Genomic DNA, 13934 nt, shown 5'->3' on the forward strand with positions numbered 1-13934 from the left:
GGTCATACTAACTTGAAAATATAGGGTGTATAGGGAGGTGAAGGGATGGGCGAATCGAAACTGGACCGTCAGGATCAGAAACAAATCTCTCCGGATCTGCACGAAAATATGGAATATTGCAAACAAGTGATGGGGAACAGCAACGACTTGATGATGCGCCCTCTCCAGTGTCTACATAAATGGCCTGCCGTCATGTTATACATCGATGGATTGGTGGACGTGCAGATTCTGAATCACTCCATCATGGAATCATTATTGCAAAAGCGTGATCTCCCTGAATTCTCTGCAGACGATGAACATCTCAGTTACCTCCAGAATGATATTTTGATCGCCAGTGATGTATTGCTGGTCGATGATATGCATGAAGTAATGAATGCACTTCTTTCGGGTTCGGCCATCTTACTGCTTGAAGGATCTGTACGAGGATTGAAGATTGGGGCAGCAGGCTGGGAAGATCGATCCGTCGGAGAACCTGTCTCTCAAACTGTCGTTCGGGGACCTATGGAGGGCTTCAACGAAAACCTGCGTACCAACACATCATTGATCCGCAAACGAATCCGTAATCCTCATCTTTGGATCGAAGAAAGAGAAATAGGTCGGGTTACCAAAACCCGAGTTGCTGTACTATATCTGGAACATATTGTGGATCAGGAGATTGTAAAAGAACTACGTCGAAGGCTCGATGAGATCGATATCGACAGTATCCTTGAGAGTGGATATATCGAGGAACTGGTACAGGACAAGACGGGAACGATCTTTCCCACGGTCTACAATAGTGAAAGACCTGATACCGTGTCTGCCGCTTTGCTTGAAGGGCGTGTTGCAATCATTGTGGACGGGACACCTTTTGTATTGCTTGTTCCCGCTTTGTTTGTTCATTTCTTTCAGTCTCCAGAAGACTACTATCAACGAGCCGATATCAGTACGCTGATTCGAATGATCCGATATCTAGCCTTTTTTATCGCCCTGCTTGCCCCATCCTTTTATATTGCCATTACCACTTTCCATCAGGAAATGCTGCCTACCAACCTGCTCATCAGTCTGGCAGCCCAGCGTGAAGGTGTTCCTTTTCCCGCCTTCATTGAAGCCATACTTATGGAGCTAACATATGAAATATTGCGGGAAGCAGGCATTCGGATTCCCAAGACAGTGGGTCAAGCCGTATCTATTGTCGGAACGCTTGTTATTGGTCAAGCCGCGGTAGATGCGGGGGTTGTATCCGCTGCAATGGTCATCATCGTATCCATCACTGCGATATCCAGTTATGTCATTCCAGAAAATGGACTTTCTATCTCGGTACGCATTTTGCGGTTCGTATTAATGATCCTGGCCGCTGCCTTTGGATTCTATGGCATCCTGATTGTGCTGTTAATTACCGTGACCCACCTATGCAGCTTGCGTTCATTTGGGGTGTCCTACATGTCTCCTTTTGCACCTTTTATTCAGAAAGATCTCAAAGACACAATCTTTCGTGTACCCTGGTCCCATATGAAAACTCGCCCGCTCTCTACTAACACAACGAATGAAGTCAGACAGTCCACAAAAAAAACGAAGCGGTAATTCGGTAAGGAGTGCACATCCATGAACAGATGCTTACGCTTAATTTTATCCTGTGCCATTCTGCTTCCTCTCCTTACCGGATGCTGGGATCGCCAGGAGTTGAATGAACTTGGTATTATGTTGGGCCTTGGCGTGGACAAAGATGGCGATATGATCAAAGTAAGTGCTCAGGTCGTTGTTCCGAATGAGGTATCTTCCAAGGCGGGCGGAGGGAAAGGGACGCCAGTTACCCAGTATCAAGCATCTGCTACCACTTTGTTTGAAGCGATTCAGAAATTAACGGAGACCAGTCCACGCCGTATATTCATGGCGCATATCCGCGTGCTGGTATTTGGTGAAGAGTATGCCCGCAAGGAAGGCATTTACGATGTTATGGAAGCGTTGATGCGCGAACCTACGGTTCGACCTGATTATTACGTTATGGTGGCAAAGAATACAACGGCCTCCCAAGTACTTGATGTGCTTACACCTTTAGAGAATATTCCTGCGGAGAAGTTGTTTAATTCCCTAGATGTATCCTCCAAGACCTGGTCCCCCACCACTACAGTAACTGGGGATGAATTAATCGAATTCATGTTATCTCCTGGTATTCAGCCTGTTATTACGGGAATAGAGATTCTCGGTAACCAAGAACAAAGTGGTCATAAAGAGAATATAGCCACCATCCGATCACCTGCCCGCCTTAATTCAACGGGGCTGAGTGTATTTAGGAAAGACAAGCTGATTGGCTGGTTAACGGAGGATGAATCTAAAGGCTACAATTACATTCGTGACAATGTGCAATCTACCGTAAGCCACTTGCCTTGTCGCAAGAAGGGCAACGTGACGTTTAAGGCACTCCGCACAACTACGAAGAGAAAAGCCCAAATCGTAAACGGCAAACCTGTAATCAACATTGATATCAAGAATGTCTCTTCCATCGGTGCAGTCGAATGTGACATCAAGATTGGTTCCATGAAAGTTCTCAAAGAGCTTGAAACAGATAGTGAAGAGCGGTTAATTGAACTGATGCAGAAATCCATCAATTCAGTAAGACGCAAGTTCCATGTCGATATATTCGGTTTCGGACAGGAAGTGTACCATGCTGATCCCAAGCTTTTTAAGACGATGGAAAATGACTGGGACAAATATTTTGAAGAACTGGATATCAAGTACAAAGCCAATGTGCAGATTAAACGTGTAGGTACACTGGACGATTCATTTAAAGAACAATTGAAGGAGTGAGAGAAGTTGTGTTGCTAACACTCGCGGTTATCGTCGTAGCAGTCATTATTGGCTGGGTTGATCTGCCTGGCCTCATTCGGCGAAAGGAATGGAGAGAAACTGCCGTATACAGTGTAATGCTTCTTACGGCTACAGTCTTCGGTGTCATAGCGTCTAATTTGTGGGAATTCCCCAGCCCCCTTTATATCATTATGTGGATCTATGACCCCGTGAACCATTTATTAGCACGTTTGACTGGAACTTAGGAGAGGAGGGTGGTACATCATGCTTGAAAAGGGACGGATCGGAACAAGACAATTGTCCACCCTAACATTTATGTTAGTGATTGGAGATATGATGCTGATCTACCCCTCCGTCATCACGTCCTATGCCAAGCAAGATGCCTGGATATGTGCTCTTATTGGTGTTCCACTCGGGATGGCTCTCATGGCCCTGATTATGAAATTGGCCAATATGCATCCCGGGAAAAACCTGGTGCAGATTGCCCGAAGTACGTTGGGTTTTTGGCCTGGTACCCTTTTTTCATGCTTCTACCTGTTCTTCTTCTTGATTGGTACATCGACACATACCCGAGAGGTTGGAGACTTCATGACCTCCCAGATTTTTCAATATACTCCTATTCGAGTCATCATTCTCATGTTTGTTATTGCCATCGGATGGGGGGTATATCATGGCTTGGAGACCATCGCGAGAACAAGTGAATTGCTCATGCCCATCGCTATATTGTTCATCGTGGTACTCGCTTTCTGTCTTCTTCCACAGGTGGACACTAGTAATCTGAAGCCCGTAACGGATACGGGCGTTGTGTCGATAGCTCAGGGAATTCTGGTGAGTATCATCTATCCTGTTGGCGAAACTGTTCCCATTTTGATGATCCTGCCCTACGTTGCAAGAAGCCGCCATCGTATGCGTGACATCATCATTTCAGCAGGGCTGGGCAACCTGATCCTTGCTGTTCTGGTTACGATATCCATGCTCGTACTCGGACCTTTTCTTACCCAACACAATATCTACGCTTCCTTTATTTTGTCTCAGAAGATTAGCATCGGCGGATTCTTCGAACGGATCGAGGTGATCATGGCTTGCTCGTGGCTCATCTCCACCTACTTCAAAGCGATGATCTACTTATATGCATTTATTGTTGGATGCGCAGAACTCTTCAAGCTAAAACAGTTCAAGATGCTCATTCTGCCATCGTCCATGCTCGTATATGGAATGGCCAATCTCGTCGCGCCTAGCCTGACGTTTATCATTATCACCATCGTTCCGTATTGGGTAGATTGGGATACTACGCTAGGTATCATTCTTCCGGGTATGTTGGTTCTAATTCAATTAGTAAAGTCCCGCAGAAAATCCAATCCACAGCCCCAGCCAACAACTGAGGGATAATTCTGGAGGGGGCTTAAAACAGTAATTACCGGAAGGAGTATAGAACATGTTGATGAAAGAAAAACTCACGATTCGGCAGTTCACCCTGCTCACTTTCCTGGTTATGATTGGAGATATGGTTCTCATCTACCCTTCACTCGTTACCGCAGTTGGCAAGCAGGACGCATGGTTTTGTTCTCTAGTTAGTCTACCGATCGGTGTTGGTATCATGTGGGTTTTGTATACACTCCATCGAACACATCCTCAGTTGAGTCTTTTTGAAATCAGTAAAAAAGTACTCGGGACTTGGGCTGGTTCCGTGCTCTCAGTTGCTTACCTATTTTATTTTGCCATAGGTGCAGCCATATGTGTCCGTGAGGTCGGTGACTTCTTGACTACCCAAATTTATCTCAAGACCCCCATTCGGGTCATTATTCTGATGATCATTTGCTCCCTTGCCTGGGGGCTTATCCATGGTTTTCGAACTATCGGGTTGAGCTCCGAACTGTTGACCCCTGTCGTTTTGGTGTTTATTATCTCTCTCTATTTGGGGCTCCTGCCTCAAGCTGAAAGCGCCAATCTGCAGCCGTATTTCAGCACACCCTGGATACATCTTGTGGAGTCCATCTTCCGCGCAGCTTTTACTTCCTTTGGCGAGCTTATCGTTCTTTCCGTGTTTCTCCCGTATGTGAACTCCGGGCCTCATTTCAAACGGGACTTCTTGCTGGCAACCCTCTTTGGAGGATTACTTCTAAGCTTGCTGCTGCTCATCTCGCTCATGGTGATGGGACCTATACTGACGCAACATAGCATTTATATCTCATACGCCCTTTCGCAGAAAATTAATATAGGTAACTTCTTCGAACGAATCGAAGCGTTCATGGCTATCTCCTGGTTAATATCTACTTATTTCAAAAGTTTGCTGTATCTATTTGCTTTTGTTCTGGGAACAGCACAATTATTTCGTTTGAAGACATATAAGCCTCTTATTCTGCCTTCGTCTCTGTTATTATTCGCCCTCGGTGTCCTTATTGCTCCGAATGTTATTTTCTATACCACTACCATCATGCCTGCTTGGGTAGACTGGGATATCACTGTCAGCTTTATTATCCCGCTGTTCCTCCTGCTGGTTCATCGCATTCGCTCCCGCAAAAGGAAGCAAAGCAACTCCCTCTGATTGTATATTTTTTTGAATATCAGATAAAATGCTGAAAAATCCGAATACAAAAAAGGCTGCGTTCACGGCAACTTCCGCGAGCACAGCCTTTTTTTATCGTTGGTGAATATGCTGTCGGGGCAGCCTATATGGCCTTTATAGCCTCAAGTGCAGCCTCGATATGTCCTTTGACCCGAACTTTGTACCAATCCTTGATCAACGTTCCCTCTTCATCAATCAGAAAAGTGGAGCGAACCATCCCCATGTACTCCTTGCCATACATTTTCTTCAGCTGCCATACACCGTATTGCTCGGCTACAACGTGCTCTTCATCCGACAACAAGGTGAACGGCAGTCCATACTTGGCGATAAACTTGTCATGTTGTTTCATCGGATCGGTACTGATTCCGAGAATGACTGTGTTCAGCCCTTCAAATTCAGCATGTCGATCCCGAAAATCACAAGCCTGCTGCGTACAGGACGAAGTCATATCCTTGGGGTAAAAATAAAGCAGCACCCGCTGTCCGCGGTAATCCGAAAGCTTCACCCGTTCTCCGGTACTGGACGGAAGCTCAAAATCCGGTGCCAATTCGCCTATATTTAACGTCATGTCAGTTCCTCCCTAATCTCCCCATGAATTGCTATAGGGCGTTATTATGAACCTGCTCCGCGATACCGCTTCACGCCATAATTCCACAGCAGCAAGCCCATCGAGCCAAACACCAGTCCCATTACAGGTGTAAGCAGCGCCATCCGATGCATCTCGGACCTTTCCAAGAATAAGGCTGCGGGATAGATCCCCACGAAGGCAAACGGAATGATCCAGGTTAACAGCACCTGAATGGCACGGTTATAGATCGTTACCGGGTAGCGTCCGTATCCTTGAATGTTATACATCAACGGCAGAATACCTGTTGGCGCGTCCGAATAAAAGGAAAACGAAGTCAGTGTCGTATAGATGCCGGCATAGATCATTACTGAACTGAGTGCCAAAATAATCAAGGCCGGAATATGCCACCACTCCAGCATAAGTCCCATCTCTGCTCCGCTGAAGATCATGATGATCAAGCCGATAAACGAGCCTACGAGTGCAGGCGGGTCTACATTTTCAAGCAAGATCTGGAACAGATTATGTGCAGGGCGGGTCAGGATCCGATCCATCTCACCTTTGACGATATAGCGCTCACTGAATCCCCACAGATTGATAAAACAACTGAAGATGCCATAGGGCACCATAAAATATCCATAAACAAAGAGCACTTCACTCTCACTCCAGCCGCCCAGGTTATCCGTATGACGGAAAACCACAAAGATAAATATCAGGTTGGTTGCCTGGAACAGCAGATCCGATAGGATCTCCACCCAGAAATCGGCACGGTACGTGAGTCGTGTTTTCATGTAATTCTTCAAATATTCCCAGATCAGACCCATATAGTACATATCTGTTATCCCCCTTGCACGAACAGACGCTTGCGCGCCTTACGCCAGATCAATACCATCGGAAGCAGCAGCACGGCAAACCAGAACACCTGAATACCGAGTACATTCCAGATGGCGGTACCTTCCACTCTTCCAGTGAAAACGGAACCGGGCAGATACGTAATAGCCTGAAAAGGCAATACCTTCATCACCGCAGACATCCAGCCTGGATACAGGCTGATCGGGATGATTAGACCAGAGAACAGATCGACCACGACGCGTTTCATACGCATCATGCCTTCATTGTTTTCCACAAAGAATGCCGCCAGGCCCGTTATCACATTAATCTGGGAATTAATGAGGAAACTGAAGAACAGCATGACGAGAAAACCAATCCAAGCGGACGGTGCCGTAGGCAGTTCAACCGGGAACAGCAGAATGGCGATGAGCATCCCCGGAATCATGAGGAGCAGAAAGCGGAAGATACCTTCGCCAAGACCCTGCATCATTTTGACCATAACGTAATTAATCGGCCTGATGAATTGAATCGCGATGGAGCCATCCCGTATGTCTGCGGCAATCTCTCGATCCAGGTTGTTAAAGTAAAAAGCACGTGCCATCCAGGATACGGCGATATACGTGGTCATCTGCGCTGCCGTGAAGCCGCCAAGTTCACCACTGCTACCGTAAATGGCCTGCCAGGTAAAGTAATACACGCCGATATTCAGCGTATATATCAAAATGCCGGAGTAATAATTCACCCGGTATGCCAGCATCGTTAGAAAACGGATGCGCATAAAATCAATAAATGCACTATTCATCTCAGGATACACCCACCGCTTCTTTCCCTGCTCCCACAATCTCGGGACGCTCGGCGGAACCGGATTGGTATATACTGCGCACAATCTCATCCGTGTTGATCTCGATAATCTGAATATCGGTAATATCGGCTTGTCCAACGACACGTCCGAGTACATCCGAAACGTTCAGTTCCAGCGGAATCCATACGGATGCGGACAATTCATTCTCAACCGTCCAACGTACAGGCAACGCCGCAGTCCATTCCTGCATCTGACTGATGTTGTGAGCTGAACCGAACTTGAAGCGGATCTCCCGTTCTTTGCCCCATTGGGACTTCAGATGATCCAGACCCCCATCATAGATGATGTTGCCTGCATCAAGCATGATAACCCGGGAGCACAAGGCCTCAATGTCCTGCAAATCATGGGTTGTGAGCAAAATAGTCGTTCCATGCTCCTTGTTCATGTCTTTCAGGAAATCCCGAATCTCCGACTTCACGACAATATCCAAGCCAATGGTTGGCTCGTCCAGGAAAACAATACTCGGGTTATGCAACAAGGCTGCCACCAACTCACAGCGCATGCGCTGACCAAGACTGAGCTTACGTACCGGACGGCTTAACAGGTCCTGAAGCTGTAGACGCTCAACCAGTTCATCCAACCTTTTGCGGAAATCAGCCTCTCCTACACGATATACTTTGCGCAATAAATGGAAGGATTCAATAACGCCAATATCCCACCACAATTGACTGCGCTGACCAAAAACAACACCAATATTCTGTACAAACTTCTCCCGTTCCTGATACGGAACATATCCACCAACCGATATTTGCCCTGAAGTAGGCACCAAAATGCCGGTCAACATCTTGATTGTTGTTGATTTACCGGCACCGTTCTCCCCAATATATCCGCATATTTCGCCCTGCGGAATCTGAAATGAAATATCATTTACAGCCAATACCTCCTGGTATTGACGTGCAAACAGGTCTTGGAATGCGCCCTTCAGCCCACCTCGGCTTTTCTGGACGCTAAACGACTTGCGCAAATCTTTGACATCAATCGCCAGCATGATTATACCTCACTTGGATTTTGTTGAAATTGCTTGTAGCCCAAAAAGAAATTATAATGGTATCAGTCAAAATTCAGCAATACCCGAACTCGTTTTTTATTTCATCTCAAATACAAAGGAGAGCTAGCATGACCAGAAAGACGAAGAGAACCATCTGGATTTCTCTTGCCGCCTTCGTGTTATTAGTCGGAGGAGCAGCGGCATACTATTTCGGTTCTATTCTCAATCAGTTGGATGGTTTGGCAAAGGACGGTGACGATTCACCCTTCGCAGGTATCGAAAATGTGGAGAAAGTAAATACGCCTGACCCACCAAAATGGGAAGGCACGGAGACGGTAAACATTCTCGTTATGGGTGTCGATGCACGTGGATTGAAAAAAGGTGAAGTTCCCCGCTCCGACAGCATGATGGTCGTATCGCTTGACCCTCTTACCAAAAAAATTAATCTGTTCTCCATTCTGCGCGACACTTACGTCGATATTGACGGGTATGGCAAGGAGCGGATCAACACAGCCATCACCCATGGCCCTAACGCAGCGATGCAAGCTGCCGGTGACCTGCTTGGCATTCCTGTACAGTATTATGTGTATACGGATTTCCAAGGATTCATCAAATTGGTGGATGCCGTTGGCGGTGTTGATTTTGATGTGGAGAAGGACATGCACTATACAAGTAAAGCAGACAATAACGAATACGATATTGATCTCAAAAAAGGGTATCAGCATCTGGATGGTGAAACGGCTCTCATGTACGTTCGTTTCCGTCATGATGCGATGTCGGATTTCGCTCGTTCCGAGCGTCAGCGCGAATTGCTGAAAGCTGTAACGGCGAAAATGCAATCTACGACAACCATTGCCAAGCTGCCAGCCATTCTGGAACAGGTTAATCCGTATGTAGATACGAATCTGACGCTTTCCGATATGTGGAAGCTCGGTGGACTTGGATACCAGAGCAGCATGAATGGCAGTGAGCAGATTCCGCCAATGAACCTGTTGAAAGAAGAACGTACAGCAGGCGGAGCACAAGTATTGACGGTTACGAATGAAGAGAAACTGAAGCAGCATATTCAGGATATTATCCATCCACCTGCTACAACGGATGATAGTACGACCAGCACCGAAGATAAAACAGCCAGTGGTGACGATCAAAAGTCAGAGCAACCGGCTCAGTAATGTACACATGCAGAGGGCAGCCATTACGCTGCCCTCTCGTTGTGCCCGGCTATATCTTTATGAGAAAATCATCATATCTTTCCGTAGCTTGTATCTTTATTATATTTTGAATGACGAAAGGAAGTTATCTTATGAAACCATCACGTTCCCGTTCCGAACTCCTATACGCAGAAGCACTTGAACATATTGTTGGGGGTGTTAACAGCCCTTCACGCTCGTTTAAAGCCGTTGGTGGTGGTGCACCTGTATTTATGAAAAAAGCCCAAGGGGCCCACTTCTGGGATGTCGATGACAACCGTTATATTGATTATTTGGCCGCTTATGGTCCGATTGTTACAGGACATGCCCACCCGCATATTACACAGGCCATTACGGAAGCAGCAGCAAATGGCGTGCTGTATGGTACCCCGACTGAACTTGAGATCAAGCTCGCCAAAATGCTGAAGGAAGCTATTCCTTCCATGGATAAAGTTCGTTTTGTAAACTCCGGTACGGAAGCAGTTATGACCACGATTCGGGTCGCTCGTGCTTACACCAAACGCAACAAGATCGTAAAATTCGCCGGATGTTACCACGGTCACTCCGATCTGGTGCTTGTAGCTGCCGGTTCAGGACCATCCACACTCGGAATTCCTGACAGTGCGGGAGTTCCAGCCAGTATTGCACAAGAAGTCATTACTGTGCCTTACAATGACCTGGAAGCCCTGAAAGATGCTTTGGAGCGCTGGGGTGATGATGTTGCCGCGGTCATGGTTGAGCCGATCGTTGGTAACTTCGGTATGGTTATGCCGGAGCCTGGCTTCCTGGAAGGTCTCTGTGCCATGACACGTGCTAACGGCTCACTGGTTATCTATGACGAGGTCATTACGGCTTTCCGTTTCCATTACGGTTCTACACAGACATATGCCGGACTCGATAACCATGCGGAGATTGAACCCGATCTGACGGCTCTTGGTAAAATTATTGGTGGCGGCCTCCCAATCGGTGCTTACGGCGGACGCAAACACGTTATGGAGCAAGTTGCTCCGCTTGGGCCGGCTTATCAAGCGGGAACGATGGCTGGTAACCCTGCTTCCATCTCAGCTGGTATCGCATGTCTGGAGGTCCTGCAAGGCGCGGGTGTATACGAAGAGATGGAACGCCTTGCTATCGACCTGACGGCAGGTCTGCAAGCTTCTGCTGACCGGCATGGCATTGCTCTAACGATCAACCGGATTCGTGGTGCATTCTCCACCCACTTCTGTGACCACCCCGTTACGAACTATGATCATGCTCAAGATACGGATGGAGAGCTGTTTGCTTCCTTCTTCCGTCACATGCTGAACCGTGGCATTAACCTCGCTCCGTCCAAATATGAAGCATGGTTCCTGACCACTGCTCATACAGACGAGGATGTTCAAGCTACATTGGAAGCCGCGGAAGCTTCCTTCAAGGCGATGGCTCAGGAATAAATCGGATTATTTCCATTCACATGTAGCCTATAGGCATTATGGTTAATGGATAACAACTCATGGAAAAGGCGTCCTACAAGTGATCAACTTGTGTGGACGCCTTCTGTTATTTACGGACGTTACTTACGGACAACATTTCGATTCTTCATGTTATTTCTGCCTGATCTGCAGTTTCAAAATCTCCTCCCGGATCACCTGCATCCCTTCCTCTATTCGCTGTTTGGGCACATTGGAAATGTTCAAGCGCAGCATTTGATCCTGCTGAGCTTGATATGTTTCTACTGGATAATATCGTTCTGTCGTATCAACGATGACTCCGCGCTTTTGAAGCCGGGAAACCAGAACACGAAGCGGCACATCACCTGCCAAAGGCAATACGGTATGCTCCCCTCCTGTACGAGGGGCGTCCTTAAACGGAGCAAAGTCTGGATACGTATCCAGTTGCTCATGCACCGTGTGCATCCGGGCAGCATAGCGGTTACGAATCACTTTTCTGTGATGAGCAAACATTCCACTGTGCACATAGATCTCCAAAGCAGCTTGAGACAGAACGGACGTGTCGATATCGAGCATTTTTTTGTAAGCACCAAACGATTCAATTAGAGGCGAAGGTAGAACAGCTACACCAATACGCAGACCTGGAAACAAAATTTTGGAGTAACTCTTCAGGTAGATGACCCGACCTTCCGTATCATAGGACCAGAGCGGGTCCTGTTTCGTATTGTCCTCCAAATCGGCCAGATAATCGTCCTCAACAAGATAGACATCGTACCGCTGTGCTAACCGGATCAGTTTCTTTTTCTCAGCAACCGTTAACGATGTGCCAATTGGATTGTGAAACCGCGGCATGACATAGAAAAACTTAATATCTCCCTCAGCAAACTGACCTTCAAGTGATGCCCAGTCTAATCCATCCAGGGCACGTCTCACACCGGCAATCGGCACATTCAATCCACTGAGTAGCGAGGGCATATTGTGATACGTCGGTAGCTCCAACAATACTTTTCTCTTTCCATTGGGAAAAGGCATCAATGCAAGTACAGCCAGCGCCTGCTGCACACCTGATGTGATAAAGAACTGCTCTGTTCTCGCAAACACCTGATAATCCGCAAACTGCTTCTGCAACAGCAGAATAAGCGATGGTAATCCCTGATCTGTACCGTACATGAATAGCTCTGCCTGCTTCTTTTCCATCGCCTGATCCACACAATGACGAAAGTCTGCATAAGGGAACACCCGCGGATCAGGAGCAGCCGAAGCGAAGTCCAGCGCTCCCTGCCAGTCCATATCCTGAGCACCTGTCCCGTTCTGTACAGCATAGTAGCCAGATTGAGGTATGGCGTACACCAAGTGCCGTTGCTCCAGCCACTCATATGCTCGAATCGCTGTACTTACACTGCATTGATATTGTTCTGCTACAACTCGAACTGCTGGCAGTCGAATGCCTTTATCTGCCCACTGGCGACGATCCTGCTGCTGCATCTGTTCCTGAATCCATTGCTTTAATGCTTCGGCAATCACTTCGTATTTTCTCATTGTACCCATCCCTCTCCAACAACTGTACCGATACAGTTCAACCTTTTATCTATTGTAGCACGATGCACCCGGCAGTATATTGAATAAGGCCAGCACATGCCTCGAACCTGACATATTTCAGGATAATAAAAGTTATAACGCTATGACTACTGCATTGGAGGAGCATTCATGAACACAACACACACTCGGGGATACGCTTATATCGCAGCTATTCTATACGCGGCTATTATAGGTCTATCTTTTCTATTTGTTAAAATGACCGTTACTGTTGCACATCCGATTGATGTGCTTGCCCACCGATTCGCCCTGTCGCTGATCGTTGTCAGCATTCCTGTCATTTTTGGCTGGATCAAAATTCGACTTAGCCTTCGTGATCTGTGGCGAATTATTCCGCTGGGGCTACTATCTCCCGTCTTATTTTTTGCCTTTCAAGCCTTTGGGCTCGTATCTTCCAACTCATCGGAAGCCGGTATTATTCAGGCTATGGCCCCTGTATTCACACTCGTTCTCGCTTCAGTTTTCCTGAAGGAACGCACATCCACGATGCAGAAGCTGTTCCTGCTTCTGTCTGTCGCTGGAGTAGTTTTTATTTTCATGATGCAAGGAAATGGCATGTCTGTGGGTAACCTGAAAGGGATTGCATTATTGCTGCTATCCACAGTCTGTTTTGCAGGTTATGGTGTGCTTGCAAGACCATTAACCCAGAAGTACAAACCAATGGAACTAACATGGGTCACATTAATGGTTGGCTGTATTGTATTTAACGCCGCTTCCCTGATCCGACATGCGTCCAGCGGTTCCATGATGGACTACATCAAACCACTTGGAGATGCATCCTATCTGGGTGCACTCGCTTATCTGGCGATACTATCCACCATGATCTCCACCCTGCTCGCGAGCTATGCCCTGACTCATCTGGAGGCTTCCCAAATGAGTGTATTCAGCAATCTGTCCACGCTCATCTCCATCGTAGGGGGCGCATGGATACTGCATGAACCAGTGGGTAGCTACCACTATATTGGTGCATTGTTGATTATCGCTGGTGTGCTTGGCACCAATATGAGCGGTCGCAAACATAGGCTGGTCAGTGGGATCAAAGCGTGATATGGATTAGGTGAAAGAAATTCTTATTGAGGGTACCCGTGAGGCCAGGAAAGCGGCCCGGGAAACGATGTTAGA

At 47.1% G+C, this 13934-nt stretch carries 13 protein-coding genes; 8 read left to right on the plus strand and 5 right to left on the minus strand.

Going from position 1 to position 13934, the window contains the following annotated elements; all coding sequences use genetic code 11:
* Positions 1–45 precede the first annotated feature (45 nt).
* Genes PAHA3_RS26040 through PAHA3_RS26060 form a run of 5 tightly spaced genes read left to right on the plus strand, consistent with a single transcriptional unit; the run spans position 46 to position 5329 of the window.
* On the plus strand, positions 46–1560 hold the full coding sequence (locus PAHA3_RS26040; RefSeq protein ID WP_062837585.1) for a spore germination protein: 1515 nt from the start codon (positions 46–48) through the stop codon (positions 1558–1560).
* Between the two features lie 21 nt (positions 1561–1581).
* The gene (locus PAHA3_RS26045) at positions 1582–2784 is read left to right on the plus strand and encodes a Ger(x)C family spore germination protein (RefSeq protein ID WP_062837586.1); all 1203 of its coding nucleotides are present in this window, start codon (positions 1582–1584) and stop codon (positions 2782–2784) included.
* An 8-nt stretch (positions 2785–2792) separates the two neighbouring features.
* Positions 2793–3029, plus strand: coding sequence for a hypothetical protein (locus PAHA3_RS26050; protein WP_062837587.1), 237 nt, complete (start codon positions 2793–2795; stop codon positions 3027–3029).
* Positions 3030–3048: 19 nt separating this feature from the next.
* Positions 3049–4173, plus strand: a complete 1125-nt coding sequence (locus PAHA3_RS26055) for a GerAB/ArcD/ProY family transporter (RefSeq protein ID WP_062837588.1) — start codon at positions 3049–3051, stop codon at positions 4171–4173.
* 46 nt (positions 4174–4219) lie between these two features.
* Positions 4220–5329 (plus strand): GerAB/ArcD/ProY family transporter, encoded by a 1110-nt coding sequence (locus PAHA3_RS26060; protein ID WP_062837589.1) that lies wholly within the window; start codon positions 4220–4222, stop codon positions 5327–5329.
* A gap of 124 nt (positions 5330–5453) precedes the next feature.
* Here PAHA3_RS26060 and bcp read toward each other — a convergent pair whose 3' ends face one another.
* From bcp to PAHA3_RS26080, 4 genes are read right to left on the minus strand one after another with little or no spacing between them, the layout of a single operon-like run.
* A complete protein-coding gene (gene bcp, locus PAHA3_RS26065) occupies positions 5454–5918 on the minus strand; it encodes a thioredoxin-dependent thiol peroxidase (RefSeq protein ID WP_062837590.1) in 465 nt (154 codons plus the stop codon).
* Between the two features lie 44 nt (positions 5919–5962).
* On the minus strand, positions 5963–6748 hold the full coding sequence (locus PAHA3_RS26070; RefSeq protein ID WP_062837591.1) for an ABC transporter permease: 786 nt from the start codon (positions 6746–6748) through the stop codon (positions 5963–5965).
* A gap of 5 nt (positions 6749–6753) precedes the next feature.
* Complete coding sequence (locus PAHA3_RS26075; protein ID WP_062837592.1) at positions 6754–7548, minus strand: ABC transporter permease; 795 nt, start codon at positions 7546–7548, stop codon at positions 6754–6756.
* A gap of 1 nt (position 7549) precedes the next feature.
* Complete coding sequence (locus tag PAHA3_RS26080; protein ID WP_062837593.1) at positions 7550–8596, minus strand: ABC transporter ATP-binding protein; 1047 nt, start codon at positions 8594–8596, stop codon at positions 7550–7552.
* Positions 8597–8724: 128 nt separating this feature from the next.
* On the opposite strand from PAHA3_RS26080, the gene PAHA3_RS26085 reads away from it, so the two are divergent.
* The gene (locus PAHA3_RS26085; protein ID WP_062837594.1) at positions 8725–9768 is read left to right on the plus strand and encodes an LCP family protein; all 1044 of its coding nucleotides are present in this window, start codon (positions 8725–8727) and stop codon (positions 9766–9768) included.
* Positions 9769–9899: 131 nt separating this feature from the next.
* A complete protein-coding gene (locus PAHA3_RS26090; protein ID WP_062837595.1) occupies positions 9900–11219 on the plus strand; it encodes a glutamate-1-semialdehyde 2,1-aminomutase in 1320 nt (439 codons plus the stop codon).
* A 150-nt stretch (positions 11220–11369) separates the two neighbouring features.
* Here PAHA3_RS26090 and PAHA3_RS26095 read toward each other — a convergent pair whose 3' ends face one another.
* Positions 11370–12764, minus strand: a complete 1395-nt coding sequence (locus PAHA3_RS26095) for an aminotransferase-like domain-containing protein (protein ID WP_062837596.1) — start codon at positions 12762–12764, stop codon at positions 11370–11372.
* A gap of 159 nt (positions 12765–12923) precedes the next feature.
* Here PAHA3_RS26095 and PAHA3_RS26100 point away from each other — a divergent pair, with 159 nt between their 5' ends.
* Positions 12924–13859, plus strand: a complete 936-nt coding sequence (locus PAHA3_RS26100) for a DMT family transporter (RefSeq protein WP_062837597.1) — start codon at positions 12924–12926, stop codon at positions 13857–13859.
* Positions 13860–13934: the final 75 nt, after the last annotated feature.

Origin of the sequence: Paenibacillus amylolyticus, assembly GCF_001570725.1 — a bacterium.
In the GTDB taxonomy this organism is placed as follows: Bacteria; Bacillota; Bacilli; order Paenibacillales; family Paenibacillaceae; genus Paenibacillus; species Paenibacillus amylolyticus_A.